The sequence below is a fragment of the Chitinophaga deserti genome, from assembly GCF_003149455.1.
GTDB classification, from domain to species: domain Bacteria; phylum Bacteroidota; class Bacteroidia; order Chitinophagales; family Chitinophagaceae; genus Chitinophaga; species Chitinophaga deserti.
The window spans coordinates 355,310-373,770 of the sequence record NZ_QFFK01000006.1; the positions used below are offsets into that span (position 1 = coordinate 355,310).

The window sequence follows — 18,461 nt, forward strand, 5'->3', positions numbered from 1 at the left end:
GTACTTTTGCCGCATGCACGCTCCTGAACAGATAAGCCTGCGGCCCGCAGTGCCAGCAGATCTCCCTGCAATGCTCAGCCTCTTCCGGGCGGCTATTCTGACTGCCGGAACGGCGGATTATTCTCCTAAACAACTGGCCGCCTGGGCTTCTTCTGCCGATGATGTGCCGCGCTGGGAAGGGTACCTGCGGGATCTTGATGTAATCGTGGCCGTAGTGGATGGATGCATAGCGGGGTTCGGGGCGCTGAAGGCACCTGCGCATATTGAGCTGATGTATGTGCACCCGGATTATCACCGTAGGGGAGTGGCCGGCAAGCTGATGGAGGCGCTCCTTGCGAAAACGGAAGGCCCGGTAACGGCCCATGTCAGTAAAACGGCCCGGCCTTTCTTTGAGCGGCAGGGCTTTATCGTTGTGGAAGCTTTATTTCCCGAACGACAGGGAATTGTGATCTCCAATTACAGCATGCGCAGGGCTAACTGGTAGAACTACTTACGTAAGTATTTACATTTCGCGGCTGGGAAAGTACAGTTCGACTACCTGCTTACGCTTTTCGCGGTAAAGCCATGTTCTTTCATCGCCTCAAGGGATAGCTTTGCTGAAAACCCCCAGCATGAAAAGCTTCATAATCCCCATGTGTCTCCTCCTGATGACCATGGCTTGTTCTAAGAAAAAAGGCCCGGGAGATGACGGGCCTGGTTCCAAAACTCCGCCGGAACGTTCTCCCATACAGGCGGCCCGTGGCGCCACTACCGGGGCGGCCATTACTGCTTCCATCGGAGCTGCGGGAGGCACGCTGAGTTCTGCGGATGGTAAAATTACCATCACTGTTCCGGCAGGGGCCGTTACTGCGGCAACCACTTTCAGTATTCAGCCTGTAGCAAATACGCTCCGCCCGGGCGATGATGCTTCGATGCCTTCATACCGGGTATTGCCTGAGAATGTCACTTTTGCCAAACCTATATCGGTGAAGATGAAGTACGATCCCGCCAAGCTGACAACCGGGGCAGAAAGTAGTGCACGCATGGCTTATCAGACTGCGGACGGGAAATGGAAATCAGCCCGCGCCACCCTCGATATGACTGCGAAGACACTCACTGCGGAGGTTACTCACTTCTGTGATTTCTGTTTTTACGATCAGTTTCAGTTGTTTTGCGACAAAGCAACGCTCGGTAAAGGGGAAGTATCCAGGCTGAGTGTGGGCGTAATCGGAGTGAAAGAAGAAACGAATGAATTGCTATCGCCCGTAGAAGGTGAGGTACTGGAACAGGTATATGGCCAAACCGGAAAATTCTATCGGGACATTAGTGGGGTCGAAGTCCTTTCTATAAAGAACTGGAGGATTGTTCAGGGAGGAGGAAAAATTGTTCCGAATGGCAATGTATGGCTGATGGAAGGGAATGCTAATTATACCGCACCAGATAATATACCACAAATACAGACTGCCATCATAGAAGTTACGTTGCAGGGCCTGAAAGGTATCCCTGACCCTGGCGCGCCTGGAGGTATGCGCCCGATGGGAACCCTCATTATGCGGAAAGAGATTAAACTTATGCCGGAAGGTTTCATCACATTGCGATATGACGGCGCGGATCATACCTTTACAGATGGTCTTACAGGACAGGTGAATGGCGGCCTTACAGGAATCGCGGGCAATCTCAATAACGGAGAAATGGGTATTGCAATCAATGTAGGCAGCAGTACGGCGGGAGCTTTTTCCTGCGAGAATCCGCAGGCCAATAATGGTAAGGCAAGCATCACATGGGCATATAAGAAAGGTAACAACCCTGTATTTGCCAGTAGTATGTATTGTGTGGAAGAAGGCGGGGCAGGCATTCCAAAATATTCCGGTGGTACGGTAAAGATCCCGTATATCGGTATTGTGGGGGATTACATAGAAGGGGAGTTTAACGGAACACTCTATGAGGCAAGAGCCACTTCAGAAAATTGTGAGTTCGACAGTAAACAGGTATCTATCCGCTTCCGCGTGAAACGAATCCTCTGATAAATTTGCATACATGAAAAAGCCCGTCCAGGTACATACCGGGACGGGCTTTCTTAATTTCTTGACGCTTAGCTGATACCCAGCAGCTCCACTTCGAAGATAAGGGTGCTGTTAGCACCGATCTGGGCGCTCACCTGGCGGTCGCCATATCCAAGGTCGGCAGGGATGAAGAAGCGCCATTTGCTGCCCTGGGGCATCAATTGGAGGCCTTCCGTCCATCCCTTGATCACCATGTTCAGGGGGAAGGTGGCTGGCTGGCCGCGTTGTACCGAGCTGTCGAACACCGTACCATCGATAAGGGTACCATGGTAGTGGCAGGTTACTTTACTGGTGGCGGAGGGCTTGGGGCCGGTGCCTTCGGTAATAATCTCGTATTGTAAACCGCTGGGAAGTGCTGTAACGCCTGGCTTGTCTTTGTTGGTTGCAAGAAAGTCCTGGCCGGCCTTCAGGTTAGCGGCTGATTTTTCATTTTTCATTTGAAAGAGTTTATCTGCAATGCCCATATCTGGATTGATTTGGGGGCAAAGTTACGATATTCGGTTAAAACGACGATCGTCAGCTCCATCCGAAGTAATGGGAGAGGATGTTAACCAGCACGCCGGAAGTGATATCTTTCGCCATACTGCTATTGTGGTATTTCATTACCATTTGGGTAATCCAGCTGTCTGCCCGCGGGCCTAATTCCCTGTTCGCATGGTTGGGTTGTTCCATGGCAAGTATTGCTTTCAGGGCTTCAATGTCTGCCTGTGCGATTCCACGCTGTGCAAGGGCATTCCCGAGCTGTTCGGTCCTGTTGGTGATGGGGCCGTTGCTGCTATTGTCGGTAGAGAAATTATTAACCCTTGCACCCGGGCTATTATGGATCTCATTATTGATATTATGCATGTTTTCAATTTTTATAGCACCATTCTCGAAGCGTGCTTCGAATACCCTTGTATCAGATTCCAGTGACTCGGATATAGCATTGTATAGTTGTTCAATGCCATACTCATCAGTGCTGTAGATATTTTTATGTGATCCGGAGTTCATTTCCATGGTTACACCATAAAGTTGTTTCTTCATTCTTTCCATAATGCCGAATACTATTAAAAGTCCGAACGGAATGGCAATAATGAGGCCCAGCTGGCCAAGAAAGTAAGAAAGGAGAATGCCGAGGCCGAGAAGCACCATTTGAACCTGGCTGATCCGGAAAGTGCGTTCTATATTGTAGATATAGACGCTGGAGATATTCTGTCTTAGTACAGTTTTACCACCCCAGGAGATAGTGTTTTTCCCGAAACGGAAGCCGCCTACGTAAGATACAGGCTGGCTGAGGGCAGAACCGGTGAGGGACTGGCCGGAAGGGTTGGTTTGAAATGGAAACATGCTGTAGTGATTTTTGTCTTGTTTTAATGAGTGGCTTTACACGGGAATGGGTGAAAAAATGCAGGTGATTTAGGGGAATCTCGAATAATCTGCGTCCTTCCCTTGCCGGGCCGTTCATATTAATTTGACTTTGCCGGACCGGAATAATTCCTAATTTGGCCAACAGGCATAAACCCTTAGATCAATTTTATGGACTCAAGAAGAGAATTTCTCCGGAAGGCCGCATTGCTCTCAGGAGCAGGCGGGCTTGCCAACATACTCCCGGAGACCATCCAGCGGGCGATGGCAATCAATCCCGCCCCCGGCAGCTCTTACCTCGATGCGGAACATATCGTGTTCCTCATGCAGGAAAACCGCTCCTTCGATCACTGCTTCGGCACCCTCAAAGGCGTTCGCGGATTCAACGACCCCCGGGCCGTTAAAACCCCCAATGGCGCCAACGTACTCTTCCAGCCGGATAAAGACGGTAACCACATCCCGCCCTTCCGGATGGATATAAAAGACACCAAAGCCACCTGGATGAGCGCCCTCCCGCATGGCTGGAGCGATCAGGTAGATGCGCGCAACCACGGCAAATACGACCGCTGGGTACCCATCAAACGCTCCGGGCACAAAGAATACGGCAAAGTACCCATGACCATGGGTTACTACAACCGGGAAGATATTCCCTTCTATTACGCCCTGGCCGACGCATTTACCGTGTGCGACCAGCATTTCTGTTCCTCCCTCACCGGCACCACGCCCAACCGCCTCTACTTCTGGACCGGCACCATCCGTGAAAAAATGGACGCCGCCTCCAAAGCCAACGTCTGGAACTCCGATGTGGATTACGGTGAGCAGGCCCACTGGAAAACATACCCTGAAGTGCTGGAAGAAAACGGCGTTTCCTGGAAAATATACCAGAACGAGATCAGCGTAGGCGTAGGCCTTGAAGGTGAAGGCGATGCCTGGCTGGCCAACTTCACTGATAACCCCATTGAGTGGTTCTCCCAATACCATGTGGAATATCACGAACCGCACCTGGCTTACCTCCGGAAGATGCAGGCAGAGCTGCCCGGCCGCCTTGCGGAAATGGATAAGAAACTGGCGGAACTGACGGCAGGCAGTAAAGAGCATACCGACCTCGAAAAGCGCCTTAAAAGCGCCCGTAACCGCCAGCAGCAGATTAAAACCACCCTCGAAAAGGTAGCAGCCACTCCTTTCAGCGCCCTGCCTGAAAGAGAGCAGCAACTGCATAAGAAAGCCTTTACCACCAATATCGGCGACCCCGATTATCATAAACTGGATACCCTGCAGTACAAAGACGGGGAAACCGAACGGGAAGTACAGCTGCCCAAAGGCGATGTGCTCCACCAGCTCCGCCAGGACGTAAAGAATGGTCAGCTGCCCGCAGTATCCTGGGTAGTGGCGCCGGAAAACTTCTCCGACCATCCAGGGGCGCCCTGGTATGGCGCCTGGTACCTCTCTGAAGTGATGGACATCCTCACCAGCAACCCGGAAGTATGGAAGAAAACCATTTTCGTACTCACCTATGATGAAAACGATGGCTACTTCGATCACGTACCGCCGTTTACCGCCCCCGATCCCTCACGGCCGGAAACCGGTAAAACATCCGCTGGTATCGATACTTCCCATGAATGGGTATCCCGCACCGCACAGCGGAAGTGGGACAGCGATATCCGCGAAAGCTCTATCGGACTGGGCTACCGTGTGCCCATGGTAATAGCATCGCCCTGGTCGCGCGGCGGGTATGTAAACTCCCAGGTGTTTGATCATACCTCTAACCTCCAGTTCCTTGAAGTGTGGCTGGGTCATAAGCTGAAAAAGCAAATGACCTGTGAGAACATCACCGCTTGGCGCCGCGCCGTTTGCGGGGATCTTACTTCGGTGTTCCGTCCGTATAACGGGGAGAAGATCGCTTCACCGGCATCTATCGAACGCGAAGCTTTTATCGAAACGATCCATAACGCCAAATTCAAAGCGCCCCCTGCTAATTTCACCCTGCTGAAAGGGGAGATCAAAGATCCGCAACGCTACCTGCCCCTGCAGGAAAAGGGCATCCGCCCCGCCTGTGCCATTCCCTATGAGCTGTATGCCCATGTGGAACCCACAGCTGATGGTCTGCACCTTACCCTCGAATCGGGCAATAAGTTATTTGGTAAGAAGTCGGCCGGAGGTGCCTTCAATGTGTATGGGAAAGATATGTACAACCGCGCTTATGCAGTAAACGCCGGTGCGAAGGTAGAAGATGTATGGGGGGCGGATCTGTTCCCCGGGGGAGACTATGACCTCGCTGTATATGGCCCTAATGGCTTTTACCGCGGGTTTAAGGGTAAAGCGGGTAAGTTCCCGGAGAAGTTCTCCTGCAAGCTGGTCTATAAGAAAGACCAGGTGCAACTGGTATACAGGAATCAGGGCGCAAGCAATGTAACCGTGCAGGTGAAGGATGCATATCATCAGTCAGATGAAAAGGTTAAGACTATTAAACCGGGCAGTTCAGTTACGGTGGATCACCTCACCCTGAACTCTCATGGCTGGTACGACCTCAGTGTTACCCTTAACGGCGGAGCAGCAGTGCTGCAATTTGCCGGGCATGTGGAAACAGGGAAGGAGAGCTTTAGCGATCCTGTAATGGGCGGAGTGATGTAATCACGAATTGTTATTCAATAAGAAAGCCGGTGCATTGATTGCGCCGGCTTTTTGCATATATACGGTAACGTTATTTCCTTTCGTATTTCCAGTTGCGGCTTTTGCCTTCGGCTGACTGTTCTACCGCCTGTGCAATGCGCTTATCGCGGGTGGCTTCGGTTTTAGCTTCGTTGATCCATTCGATATAGTCTTTCTGCTGGGAGTAATTGAAGCCCTCAAAGTTCTTTGCTGCGGTTTTATTCTTTTTAAGTGCGGCGGCAAGGCCTTCCGGCACTACGAGGTGTGTTTTTTGAGTTAGGGGTTTGGGTGGCAGTTTGATACCATCGCGGTTGAGGCGGTCGGCTTCGCGGATATAGGAGATGATGATTTTATCGGGAGGCAGGCCGGCAAGCGATGAGATTTTACCGAGGTGCCCCATGGCAGCTTTATCCATCAGTGTAAGGATGCCTTTGGGATCTTCCATGAGAGAGGCTTTCCAGAAGCCGAAGGAGCAGTGTTGTTTGAAGGAAGCCATGCTGCAGAGTATTTCCCCATGGGTCATAAAATGGGGGAAACTCCACTTAATGGCTTCTTCGGCATGTGGACAGGCTTCGTGTACCAGCTCCCTGAGATGCTGGAGAATTGGCTGCGCAAATGGGGCCGATTTGGCGATGTATGCATCTATCTTATCCATAGAGTAATATTATGGAAAAAAGCTATCTTGTAAACACTTTTACCCCGCCCCATGTTCAATCCGGCATTACCTACCGTATTTATACGCAACTATTTCGGGAAGATGTACGGTCGCGTTCGTCCTGCCGCTGTATTAATTTGCATTCCATCACACTAAACCAACAATTGTTATGAAAAGAACATCCTTCTTGCCCTGGTTCCTGGTTTTGATCCTGCTCATACTGCTGATCTACGCCTGGTTCTTCCGCCGTGGCGAGATTCCCTACAACCGCGAGGCTGCAAAGGAGCATGTGATCCCTTTCACCACGGCCATTGATTACACGAAAGCGTACCGCGAGGCCAGAGTGGAGCTGCAGCGCCAGATACAGGATACAGGGTATCTGGACCGTAATTTCAACCTCCCCGCCGCGGAAATGTTCAACCGTGATATCTTCGCAGCCCTGCTGAACCGCGATGGCGCTGCGGGCATCCGAATCTACCTTGGACTGAACGATAAGAAGGAAGTGTGTTTTGTAATGGTGCCGGTAGATGGAAAGGGGAATGATATGCGGGGCCGTATCGTAGGGGAGCAGGTAGCTTCCATCCCCGGAATATCTTCCGTATATGCTTTACCTCCTTCGGAGGATGAAGCCGGTGAGAAAGGACACCGCTGCCCCTATACCTGCCCTGTCGGAAGCGACCTTTATCCCTGAGTTTTAAAGATCCCGTATACATGACTTATCTCGCATCGGCACTTCTTAGCTTTACAATAGCCATTCCGCTGGTGGTGGCGCTGGCACGGGTTCATAAGATCCGTGCCAGCTACTTCCCGTTCATGGTACTGCTTTTACTGGCATTTACCACCGAACTGGCCAGCGAAATCAGCCTCCGCCTCACACAGGAAAATACTATCATCAACAACATCTACACCCTGCTTGAACCTGCAGTGATCCTGTGGCAGTTTTATGCATGGGGCTTCCTGCGGCGGCGGAAAGGACTGCTGATCGTGCTGTCATCCCTTTGTTTCATTACCTGGACCGTCGAGAACATTGCTTTCCAAAGGCTGGAAACAGACTTCTGCTCCGCAAGCGTTTTCGTCAATTCTCTCATCATCGCATTCCTCTGTATCAATGAGATCAATGCCCTCATCGCCTCCTATAGCGGCCACCTGTTCCGCAATGCACGCTTCCTCATCTGCCTGGCGCTCATGATCATGAGTATTTACAGCCTGATTACAGAAGGTACCCTGCTCATAGACCCGGATAATGCAGTTGTTTCTACCCGCATCTTCAATATTTACTCTTTTACCAACGCATTCGTTAATATTGTTTACGCAATAGCCGTATTCCTCATCCCCGTGCGGGACGACTATTACTTTTCCCGGAGGTTCAAAGCCTGACCCGCGTATTTATGGAAGACAGGATATTCTATATCACCGTATTTCTCTCGTCGCTGCTCGCGGTGATCATCGCTTTTTTCATTACCTCCATCATCCGCTACCACCGCCGGTATGTACGCATGCAGCGGGAAAGGATCACGGCGGAAGTGAGGCTGCTGGAAAATGAACGGAAAAGGATCGCCTCGGATCTGCATGACAGTCTGGGCCCACTCCTCAGCTCCGTAAAACTCAGTATCAGCAGCGTGGAAGTGAACGACCCGAGAGATCAGCAGGTAATACAGAAATCCAGCCGGCATATAGATGAGATCATTACCAGTATGCGACAGATATCATACGATCTGCTGCCTACTGCACTCGAGCGGAAAGGACTGGTAGAGGCCATTAAAGAGTTTATCCGCCACCTGGGCAGGGAAGAAGAGCTGGAGGTGAGAGTATATACCATGAACCCCATAGAACCCCATCCTGAACAGGATATTCACCTTTTCCGCATCATGCAGGAAATCATTCACAATACCCTGAAACATGCCAATGCTTCCCGCCTCGATATCGGGCTGAGGAAGGATAACGACGAATTGCTGCTGCTGGTGCAGGACAATGGCCAGGGCTTCAGCGTGGAAAAGGCGCGGGAGCATTCCCGCGGACTGGGCCTCAAATCTCTCGAAGCACGTACCGATATTCTTGGCGGAACGATCACGATCCGGTCGGCCGTAGGCGAAGGCACCCGCTATTACATCCGCGTCCCCCGCAGATGAATTATTTGGTATATTTGAGAAGCGCCGTATCACCGGCGCTCAATTTCGCTGCACATGAAACACGATATCCGTTTGGCCGTGGCCGACGATCATGAAATTTACCTCGACGGGCTGGCGTTGATGCTTTCCCGGCAGGACCATATCACCCTTGCTGGCCGTGCCTCCGACGGGCGCGAGCTGGTAGAACTGGTACATCGTGAAAAGCCGGATGTGGTAATGACCGATATTAAAATGCCCCGGATGGATGGTATTGCGGCCACACGCCAGCTGGTACAGGAGATCCCGGGTATCAGGGTCATAGCCCTGTCTATGTTCGATGAAGAAGGGCTGATCGTGGAAATGCTGGAAGCAGGCGCCAAAGGATATTTGCTGAAGAACGCCGATAAACAGGAGATACTGGAAGCCATCGAGAATGTGTATGAAGACAGGACGTATTACTGCAAAAGCACCTCCGCCAAGCTGGCGGGTATGATAGCCCGGAGTAAGTTCAACCCTTACCGGCAAAGAGAAGCGGTCACCTTTACTGACCGCGAGCAGGAGATCATCAAACTGATCTGCCTCCAGCTCACCGCCCAGCAAATAGGCGACCGCATTTTCCTCAGCAAGCGCACGGTAGAAGGCTACCGCACGCGGATACTTGAAAAAATGAACGTACGCAATACCGCCGGCGTGGTGATGTATGCGCTGAAACATAACCTCATCCGGGAAGAAGACCTGGTATAGTTACGCAGTTTGCAATATTATCTTCCCCTGTATCTGCCGGCTTTCCAGTGCGGCAAAGGCATCCCCGAAATCTTCAAGTGCGAAAGCATTCACCGGTACTTCCAATGATCCAGTCTGTACAGCCTGAACCATTTCATCATGCCAGCGGAGTTTATCTGCCGGATTGGCTGCAAACACACTGGCTCCAACGATTCTAAGGGAACGGAATGCCATGAGGTTACCGTCTGCCTCCACCGGTTTCCCCGACATATTACCATACAGTACCGCAGTACCTCCGTGCGCTAATAGTGGCAGGAGCTGCGATGCAGCAGGGCCTCCGCCCGCATCGAGCAACAATGCATATCCCTCCGGAGCAGCGGCTCCCAGCTGCAGCAGCCAGTCTTCCTCATTGCGGGACACCGCTACCGTGGCTCCCAGCTTCTTCACATACGCCGATTTATCGCTGCTGCCGGTAACCGCTCCGATCACCCGGATGTCCTGTAAGCGCGCCAGCTGAATGGCAAAGGAGCCGATTACGCCCGCCGCTCCGGTTATCAGGACTGACGATATGCCGCCCGGTGCCTGCGCCAGCAAATGGTGCGCGGTAATACCGCCGGAGAGCATTCCCTGTCCGGCAGGGAAGCCATCCGGCAGCAGAAAGGCCTGAGAAGTATGCAATATTGCATATTCCGCGAAGCCCTGCATGGAAACGCCGGTAACGCGCTGTCCGGGTTGGAAGCCTTCCACACCTGAACCAGCTGATACCACGATGCCTTCCACTTCGGCCAGCATAATGGCAGGAAGCGGGGAAGGGGCGGGGAAAACACCTTCGCGCAGCAGCTTGTTGGCGTAGTTGAGGGCTATTGCGGATACTTTTACAAGCAGCTCCCCGGCCTGTGGCTCCGGGATTGGCATTTCTCTCAGGGAGAGAACTTCAGGGCCGCCGTAGCCCGACTGAACGATGGCTTTCATCATATGCATGGTTTGTAGTTTTTACAAAGGTGGGGCGGGAAAGGGGCAGATTGGCTGTGGGTTACCCGCAGGGAAGTCCGTTCCTTCACGGTAATGTGTATCTTTAGCTTATGTCAAAAATCACTTTGGTGCAGGAGTCTGACTGCCGCGAAAGGAGGCTGGCACTGCACGACGCTTTGGAAGCTGTAGGCGGCAAATGGCGCATATTCATCCTTTGTGCCATGCTGGAGGAAAGCCGCCGTTTCTCTGACCTCGAAGCGCACCTCGAAGGAATACGCCCGAAGGTGTTGGCCAGCGAGCTGAAAGTACTGGAGGAGCACCTGCTGGTAACCCGGCAGGTCAATGATACCCGGCCCGTTACCGTCACCTATTCCCTGACGCCCCATGCCCGCCACATTTGGCCGCTGGTGAATGCGCTGGTAGGCTTCGGGCTGGAGCACCGCCGCTTTGTGAAAGCAGGAATGAAACCAGTTATTCCGGCATGATAAGATTATGACGATCCCAATGCATTACCTATATTGAGTCCCATATATCTGAACCGCTATGAGAAAATCCATCCTGGTAGTAGCCCTGCTGGCCGCAAGCACTGCTTTCGCGCAGGACAACCTTACCTACCAACGCCCGCCTGCTATCATCGAGGAGCTGCTGCTGGCTAAACCCACACCTTCCGTGTCTATTTCCAGATCAGGAGAATGGTTGCTCCTGGCAGAGCGCAACCCTTTCCCTTCGGTGGAAGAGCTGGCCGAGCCGGAACTGCGCATTGCAGGCCTGAGACTGAATCCCCGCAACTTCGGGCAGAGCCGTGGTGCTAGCAGTGCCAGCCTGCGGCTGAAGCACCTTAAAACGAATACGGTGTACGACATCAAAGGCATCCCGCAGCCTGCCAGGATCTCCGGAGTATCCTGGAGCCCCGATAGCCGCCAGATCGCTTTCCTGCAAACGGAAGGGGATCACATCGACCTGTATGTACTGAGTGTGGATGGCAAGGAAGCCGTGAAGGTGAATAAACAGCCCCTGAATGCCACTCTTGGCACACCGTTCACCTGGATGGGGAATGAAGCGCTGGTGTACCGTGCCGTGCCGCAGGGCAGAGGTCCGCTGCCTGTAATGCCCGCTGCACCATCCGGACCGGTAGTGCAGGAAAGCAAAGGCCGCAACGCTGCTTCCCGCACTTACCAGGACCTTATCAAATCTCCCTACGACGAAGCCCTTTTTGAATACATGGCCACCTCCCAGATCGTGATTTCGACCGGGAAAGGGGAACAGCTGGTAGGGGAGCCCGGCATCTTCGCTTCCCTCAGTTTATCGCCCGATAAAGAATACCTGCTGGCACGCCGGATCGTTAAACCCTTCAGCTACCTCGTTACCGCTTATGGCTTTCCGCATGTATGGGAAGTGTATGGCAAGCCGGGTAAACTGGTGAAAACGCTGGTGAAGAACCCATCATCCGAAGGCGCCCCCATCGGGTTTGACGATGAAGTAACTACTCCCCGCGACTTTGACTGGAAAGCCGATGAACCCCATACCATCACTTTCGTAAAAGCTCTCGATGGCGGACTGGGAAAGCAGAAAGCCGAATTCCGCGATGCCATATTTGCGCAGGATATAGCAGGTAATGCAGAGCCGAAAGAGCTGTTCCGTACCCGCCGCCGCTTTCAGGGTGTTACCTGGGGGAATAATGAGCTGGCGCTGGTATACGAAGCCATGTTCGCCGACCGGAAAGAACGCATCAGCATCTTTAACCAGCAGGCCGGTAAACTTGATTCCCTGTACGAACGCAGCAGTAATGATGCATACAGCGCACTGGGAAGGCCTTTTACCACCCGTAACCAGTATAATGAGCCCGTGATCTTTACCGGGCGGAAGAATGAGCTGTTGTTTGCATCCTCGGGCTCTTCACCCGAAGGGGATATGCCGCTGGTGCAAACGCTGGATATCAGAACGGGGAAGAAGTCGGTCCTCTGGCGCTGCCAGGCCCCGTTCTATGAGAATGTGGTGGAGGTGATCGATCCTGAAAAACTACTGGTGCTCACGTCCCGTGAAAGCAATACCGAAGTACCCAATTACTACATCCGCGACCTGCGGAAGCGTTCACTGATTGGTACACGCATCACGGATTTTGAGAACCCCTATAAAGCGATGGAAGGGGTATCCAAACAAAAGATCACGTATAAAAGAGGGGATGGCATTCAGCTGACCGGCGATCTTTACCTGCCTAAAGGGTACGATGCGCAGAAGGACGGGAGGCTGCCCGTGTTTATATGGGCTTATCCCCGTGAGTATAAATCCGCGGCAGACGCGGCACAGGTACGTGGTTCGAAGTATACTTTTACCCGCGTAGGGTATGGCGGCCCGCTTTTCTGGGTAACACAAGGCTATGCTATTCTCGATAACGCAGAGATGCCTATCGTAGGCGAAGGCAGCAAAGAGCCGAACGATAATTTTATCCCGCAGCTATACCTGAATGCCCATGCGGCTATACAGGAGCTGGCCCGGATGGGAGTGGGAGACAGCAACCGCGTAGCGGTAGGAGGCCATAGCTATGGGGCTTTCATGACGGCTAACCTGCTCGCGCATACGAAACTGTTCAAAGCCGGTATTGCACGGAGCGGTGCGTATAACCGTACCCTTACGCCCTTCGGCTTCCAGGCGGAAGAGCGTACCTACTGGCAGGCGCCGGATGTGTATTTCAACATGAGCCCTTTCAGCTTTGCGGACAAGATAAAAACACCGCTGCTGCTCATTCATGGTGAAATGGACAATAATCCGGGTACATTCCCTATCCAGAGCGAGCGGTTGTATAATGCCGTGAAAGGCCATGGAGGAACAGTACGTTTTGTGCAGCTGCCCTACGAAAGCCATGGTTATGCCGCCCGCGAAAACATCCTGCATATGCTCTGGGAGCAAACGCAATGGCTGAATCAGTACGTAAGGGATGCGAAATAGACTATGTTGTATGTAATATACTGCGCGGGGTGCCCAATGGGCGCCCCGCGCTTTTTTGTGATGAGCGGCAGAGGTTTTGTTAAAGTTTAGCGTCCAACTCTACAGAATAATCACCGATATATGCGGCTTGCACTGATCTTTACAATTATTATGCTGACCTGCGCACAGTTAACAAAAGCGCAGACCCTGGTACTGAAAGGTGTGCTGAAAGATAAGGGAGATAGTACCGCATTAAAGAACGCTACAGTACGGGTAACCAGCCCGGAGAACGCGGATTTTCGTAAACAGGCCATCACCGGCCCTAACGGGGCTTTTGAGATAACCGGGCTGTCGCAGCAGCCATACCTGCTCACCATTTCCTATGTGGGCTACGGGGAATTGCAGCGCGCCATCATGCTCCAGGCCGAAACGCAGGACCTGGGCACCATCCTGCTTCCCAAATCGTCAAAAGAACTGAAAGAAGTAGTTATCAGGGGCCAGGTGCCGCCTTCACAACAGAAGGGCGATACCCTGCAGTTTAATGCAGACGCTTATAAAGTAAACCCGGACGCCAGCGGGGAAGACCTTATCCGTAAAATGCCCGGTATTACCGTGGAGAACGGTACCGTGAAAGCAGGCGGTGAAGAAGTAAGGAAAGTGACGGTAGACGGTAAAGAGTTCTTCGGGGAAGATGCTACGCTGGCACTGCGCAACCTGCCGGCAGAAGTGATCTCAAAAATTGAAGTGTTTGACCGGATGAGCGACCAGTCGCGCTTTACCGGCTTCGACGACGGTAATACCACCAAAGCCATCAACATTGTGACCCGTGCAGAAATGCGCCAGGGCCAGTTTGGTAAACTGTTTGCAGGATATGGTACCGAAGGGCGGTATTCTGCCGGTGGTAACGTAAACCTTTTCAAAGAGAATAAACGTATCTCCATCATCGGGATGACCAATAACGTTAACCAGCAGAACTTCTCCTCGCAAGACCTGCTTGGTGTGCAAAACGCCGGTGGCGGTGGCGGCCGTGTCGGTGGAGGAGGAAGAGGTGGCCGTGGTGGTGGTGGCGGCCGTGGCGGCGGAGGCGGTGGCTTCGGCGGCGGCGGAAACAGCAACTTCCTCGTAGGCGGGCAAAATGGCCTGAACAAAACCAATTCCATCGGCATCAACTACAACGATACCTGGGGTAAGAAAGTGAACTTCAATGCCAGTTACTTCTTCAATAACAGTAACAGCAGCAACATGGAGGTGACCCGTACGCAAACACAGTTCAGCGAAGGGATTCAGCTCGAAAACGATACGGCTTATACCGGGAGCAAAAACTATAACCACCGCGTTAATATGCGGCTGGAGTATAACATCGACTCTAATAATTCCATCATCTTTACACCCGGTATCAGCTTCCAGAAGAACAACTCGTTCTCCAATACTTTCGGTAACACTTTCTTCGCGGATGAATTGCTGAGCACCAACCTCCGGAATACCGATAACTACAACTCCGGTTACAATTTCAATGGTAACCTTACCTACCGCCATGCATTCGCCAAAAAGGGGAGAACGATCTCCTTCGGCATCGGCGGTGCTACCAACGACCGTAAAGGTGAAAACTTCACCAACAGCGACCTCGATTATCCGAAGGAGCCGTCCAATAACGACTCCCTGCGCCAAAGGGTACGCCCATTGTCGAGCGGGAAATCCCTGAACGTGAATGTGTCTTACACCGAGCCGGTAGGTAAGATGGGGCAGCTTCAGCTTACGTATAACCCCTCCTGGTCGCATAACGAAGCCGACCGCAGGGCGTACCAGTACGACTTTACAGGAAAAGACTATACCATCCTCGACGCTTCGCAGTCGAATATGTTCAATAACGATTACAATACACAGTCTGCCGGCCTGAGCTACCGTATCGGTAACCGCGACCGTATGCTGAGTGTAGGCGCCAATTATCAGTATGCCGAAATGGAAAGTCACCGTACTTATCCTACCACGGCTTCCGTGAAACAGCATTTCGCGAATGTGCTGCCTAACCTCATGCTGCAGGCAAAAGCGGGTGAATACGGCCGTATCCGCCTGTTCTACCGTTCTTCCACCAACCAGCCTTCTATTGACCAGCTGCAGGATGTGTATATCTATTCCGGTTTAACCAGTGTGTCTATCGGTAATCCCGATCTGAAACAGATGTACGGGCACATGGTATCCGGCCGGTATACTTATACCAATACACAGAACGGGCAGAACTTCTTTGCCAACCTGTTTGTACAAACCCGCCAGGATTACATCGCCAATGCGATCTATTCCGCTACTGCGAAAGACTCGCTGCTGACACCTACGGATACCCTGAAGCGTGGTGGCCGCCTGTCGAAAGCCACGAATATGGACGGGTATTTCAGTGCAAGGTCTTTCTTCACTTACGGTGTACCGCTGAAGTTCATCAAATCCAACTTCAACCTGAATGCGGGTGCCGGATATGAAAAGATCCCCGGCATCAGCAACCAGATCAACGGATTTACCCATAACTACAACTACAACCTTGGGGCGGTAGTGAGCAGTAACATCAGTGAGTATATCGATTTCACGGTGTCGTACGATGCGGTGTTCAACGTCATCAACAATACTATTGAGCCGGCGAATAATGGCAACTATTCCACGCATAATGCCCGGGCTTCGGTGAACCTGCTGAGCAAATCGGGCTGGGTATTGCAGAACGAGATCAACCATACGTTTACCAAGGGTTTGGGCGACGGGTTCGACCAGCGCTTCTGGCTCTGGAATGCGAGTGTGGGTAAGAAGTTTCTTAAGAACCAGCGGGGAGAGCTGCGTGCGTCTGTATTTGACCTGCTGAAACAGAACCGAAGCATCAACCGGAGTGTGAACGGGTTAGACATTGTGGATTCCCAGAACCAGGCACTCACCCAGTATTTTATGCTTACATTTACTTACCGGCTGCGGAATTTTGGTAAGGCTAAGCAGTCAGAAGGCGGGGAACGCCGCAGGTTCGAACGTGAACCGGGTGGCTATGGACCTCCTCCCGGTGGTGGTATGATGGGCAGACCAGCTTCCTTTTAACCTTTCTAACAATTCAGCAGTACCGATTTAACCAAACTATAAAACCGCGAATTGACGGACAACATCGCAAATTTGAAGCAGGGTAGCGAAGCGGCCTTCAGAGAGCTGGTGGCGCAGTGGCAGGGCATGGTGTATAACACCGCGCTGGGCATACTGCAAAATTCTGCCGATGCGGAAGACGTGTCGCAGGAGGTGTTCATGCAGGTGTTTGAGTCGATCGGTACTTTTAAGGGAGAAGCGAAAATTTCTACCTGGCTGTACAGGATTACTGTTACCAAGTGCCTCGATTTTTTGCGTAAGAAGACAAGGAAGAAGCGGTGGGGTAAAGTGATGAGTATCTTCGGGGATCAGCAGGAATTGCTGGTAGACCCGCCGGATTTTCATCATCCCGGGGTGGAACTGGCCAATAAGGAGCGCTCGCAGCTGCTTTTTAAAGCCATCGGCCGGTTGCCGGACAGTCAGAAAGCGGCATTTGTACTGCATAAACTGGAGGGCCTGAGCAGCAAGGAGATCGGTGGTATCATGGATGCAAGTGTGTCGGCCGTAGAGGGGCTTTTGCACCGGGCGAAGCAGAATCTGAGGCAGCAATTGGAAAAATATTACAGGGAAGGAGAATAAACGAAAGGTTTTGAAAGAAACATCGTCTAACTTAAATACAGCGATATGACACAGGGAAAAGACATAAACAGGGAAATCGAACGGACGCTTGCGAGCCTCGACGGGGTTCAGCGGGCGGAGCCGGACGGGTTCTTCTTTACCCGTCTCAGGGCAAGAATGCTGCGGAAGGAACCGGTTGATGGCTGGGACCGTTTAATCGCGGTGATTACCCGTCCCGCCATAGCGTTTACCGCCATCGCGCTGATACTGGGGCTGAACGGCACACTGGCCATTATGCAGTGGAAACCTTCTGAACGTACAGAACAGGCTTCGCTACAGCAGGCATTTGCTGATGAATATGCCCTGGGAATCAACACTTTTTATGATATCGAAAAAAATGATCCGCAATGAGGGAAGCCTTTGCGAAGCATAAAGTATTAAGCGTTCTGGTGATTTTGCTCCTGTTGACCAACTTGTTCCTGGTGTTTTTTATCGTCTGGAAAAAGCCGGAAGAGCCTTTCAAAGGGCGGCCTCCGCGCGGAGAAGTGATGCAGCTGCTGGAAAAAGAAGTGGGTTTCAGTAAAGAACAACTCGAATCCTACCGCCAGCTAAAAGAGCAACACTGGGAAAGAATGAAACCATCATTCGGCGAAATGCGCACTGCGAAAGATAATTTCTATAAACTGCTCAAAGAATCTTCTGTACCGGATTCCGTGGTTAACTCCGCGGCAGACAGTATCGCTTTCCGGCAGAAACAAATAGATATCCAAACGTTCCGGCACTTTCAGCAGGTTCGTGCGCTCTGCACGGCCGAGCAGCAACCTCGATTCGACTCCGTGGTGCAAATGGTGCTCAAAAAAATGAACGGTCCATGGCGTAAAGGTACTCCCCGGGAAGACAGCACCCGGAAAACACCTGCCCCCGGCCACTAAACACGAAACCCTCAAATACGCACCACATGAAGAACAGAATTCTGTTAACATTGGCCCTGATCATCACGATGGGCCTGGGAGCTTACGCCCAGCAAGGTGGCGGCCAGCAGCGCCGCACCGTTGAAGAACGCGTGAAAATGACGCTCGAGCGCCTGACCACTGAACTCCAACTCAGCAAAGAACAGGTTGTTAAACTCGACACTCTTTTCACCCGCAGCTTCAAAGAGCAACAGAAAATGCGGGAAGATGCACAGGCATCCGGTAACCGCCCCGACCGGGAAACTTTCCAGAAAATGAGCAACGAACGCGATGAGAAAGTGAAAGCAATCCTCACCGACGATCAGTTCAAAAAGTACAAAGAACAACAGGAAGCTATGCGCCAACGTGGTGGAAACCGCGGCGGTGGTGGCGGACAACGTTAAGCACTTTTGTCACGAGCCTGGCCGTA

The 18,461-nt window shown here is 52.1% G+C and carries 18 protein-coding genes; 14 read left to right on the forward strand and 4 right to left on the reverse strand.

All coding sequences use genetic code 11. From position 1 onward, the window contains the following. Window positions 1–13 precede the first annotated feature (13 nt). The gene (locus tag DEV76_RS16030) at window positions 14–484 is read left to right on the forward strand and encodes a GNAT family N-acetyltransferase (protein WP_109698917.1); all 471 of its coding nucleotides are present in this window, start codon (window positions 14–16) and stop codon (window positions 482–484) included. 127 nt (window positions 485–611) lie between these two features. Then, complete coding sequence (locus DEV76_RS26130) at window positions 612–2,003, forward strand: hypothetical protein (RefSeq protein WP_198652091.1); 1,392 nt, start codon at window positions 612–614, stop codon at window positions 2,001–2,003. Between the two features lie 68 nt (window positions 2,004–2,071). Here the strand turns inward: DEV76_RS26130 and DEV76_RS16040 are convergent, their stop codons facing one another. Continuing rightward, entirely contained in the window at window positions 2,072–2,479 is a 408-nt protein-coding gene (locus tag DEV76_RS16040; RefSeq protein ID WP_232826965.1) for an FKBP-type peptidyl-prolyl cis-trans isomerase, read from the reverse strand. Window positions 2,480–2,558: 79 nt separating this feature from the next. Beyond that, window positions 2,559–3,368: a DUF6232 family protein gene (locus DEV76_RS16045; protein ID WP_109698919.1), complete on the reverse strand. Its 810-nt coding sequence runs from the start codon at window positions 3,366–3,368 to the stop codon at window positions 2,559–2,561. A gap of 189 nt (window positions 3,369–3,557) precedes the next feature. On the opposite strand from DEV76_RS16045, the gene DEV76_RS16050 reads away from it, so the two are divergent. Beyond that, window positions 3,558–6,017: a phosphocholine-specific phospholipase C gene (locus DEV76_RS16050; protein WP_109698920.1), complete on the forward strand. Its 2,460-nt coding sequence runs from the start codon at window positions 3,558–3,560 to the stop codon at window positions 6,015–6,017. Between the two features lie 70 nt (window positions 6,018–6,087). Here the strand turns inward: DEV76_RS16050 and DEV76_RS16055 are convergent, their stop codons facing one another. Further along, complete coding sequence (locus DEV76_RS16055) at window positions 6,088–6,690, reverse strand: YdeI/OmpD-associated family protein (protein WP_109698921.1); 603 nt, start codon at window positions 6,688–6,690, stop codon at window positions 6,088–6,090. Window positions 6,691–6,859: 169 nt separating this feature from the next. On the opposite strand from DEV76_RS16055, the gene DEV76_RS16060 reads away from it, so the two are divergent. The 4 genes from DEV76_RS16060 to DEV76_RS16075 are packed head-to-tail and all read left to right on the forward strand — an operon-like array spanning window position 6,860 to window position 9,542. Beyond that, complete coding sequence (locus DEV76_RS16060) at window positions 6,860–7,381, forward strand: hypothetical protein (RefSeq protein WP_109698922.1); 522 nt, start codon at window positions 6,860–6,862, stop codon at window positions 7,379–7,381. A 20-nt stretch (window positions 7,382–7,401) separates the two neighbouring features. Continuing rightward, the gene (locus tag DEV76_RS16065) at window positions 7,402–8,067 is read left to right on the forward strand and encodes a hypothetical protein (protein ID WP_109698923.1); all 666 of its coding nucleotides are present in this window, start codon (window positions 7,402–7,404) and stop codon (window positions 8,065–8,067) included. Window positions 8,068–8,078: 11 nt separating this feature from the next. Further along, window positions 8,079–8,819, forward strand: a complete 741-nt coding sequence (locus DEV76_RS16070) for a sensor histidine kinase (RefSeq protein ID WP_109698924.1) — start codon at window positions 8,079–8,081, stop codon at window positions 8,817–8,819. 54 nt (window positions 8,820–8,873) lie between these two features. Next, entirely contained in the window at window positions 8,874–9,542 is a 669-nt protein-coding gene (locus DEV76_RS16075) for a response regulator transcription factor (RefSeq protein WP_109698925.1), read from the forward strand. Here the strand turns inward: DEV76_RS16075 and DEV76_RS16080 are convergent, their stop codons facing one another. After that, window positions 9,543–10,502 (reverse strand): quinone oxidoreductase family protein, encoded by a 960-nt coding sequence (locus DEV76_RS16080; protein WP_109698926.1) that lies wholly within the window; start codon window positions 10,500–10,502, stop codon window positions 9,543–9,545. A 101-nt stretch (window positions 10,503–10,603) separates the two neighbouring features. On the opposite strand from DEV76_RS16080, the gene DEV76_RS16085 reads away from it, so the two are divergent. From DEV76_RS16085 to DEV76_RS16115, 7 genes are all read left to right on the forward strand, one after another. Next, a complete protein-coding gene (locus tag DEV76_RS16085) occupies window positions 10,604–10,978 on the forward strand; it encodes a winged helix-turn-helix transcriptional regulator (RefSeq protein ID WP_109698927.1) in 375 nt (124 codons plus the stop codon). A gap of 58 nt (window positions 10,979–11,036) precedes the next feature. Then, window positions 11,037–13,439: a S9 family peptidase gene (locus tag DEV76_RS16090; RefSeq protein WP_109698928.1), complete on the forward strand. Its 2,403-nt coding sequence runs from the start codon at window positions 11,037–11,039 to the stop codon at window positions 13,437–13,439. Between the two features lie 120 nt (window positions 13,440–13,559). Next, window positions 13,560–16,484 (forward strand): outer membrane beta-barrel protein, encoded by a 2,925-nt coding sequence (locus DEV76_RS16095; protein ID WP_109698929.1) that lies wholly within the window; start codon window positions 13,560–13,562, stop codon window positions 16,482–16,484. A 51-nt stretch (window positions 16,485–16,535) separates the two neighbouring features. Beyond that, window positions 16,536–17,102, forward strand: a complete 567-nt coding sequence (locus DEV76_RS16100) for an RNA polymerase sigma factor (protein ID WP_109698930.1) — start codon at window positions 16,536–16,538, stop codon at window positions 17,100–17,102. 45 nt (window positions 17,103–17,147) lie between these two features. After that, window positions 17,148–17,492 carry a hypothetical protein gene (locus DEV76_RS16105; protein ID WP_109698931.1) on the forward strand — a complete coding sequence of 115 codons (345 nt, stop codon included), beginning with the start codon at window positions 17,148–17,150 and terminating at the stop codon, window positions 17,490–17,492. Next, entirely contained in the window at window positions 17,489–18,013 is a 525-nt protein-coding gene (locus DEV76_RS16110) for a periplasmic heavy metal sensor (RefSeq protein ID WP_109698932.1), read from the forward strand. Before DEV76_RS16105 ends, DEV76_RS16110 begins: the two co-directional genes overlap by 4 nt. 26 nt (window positions 18,014–18,039) lie before the next feature. Continuing rightward, a complete protein-coding gene (locus tag DEV76_RS16115) occupies window positions 18,040–18,435 on the forward strand; it encodes a hypothetical protein (protein WP_109698933.1) in 396 nt (131 codons plus the stop codon). The last annotated feature ends 26 nt before the right edge of the window (window positions 18,436–18,461 follow it).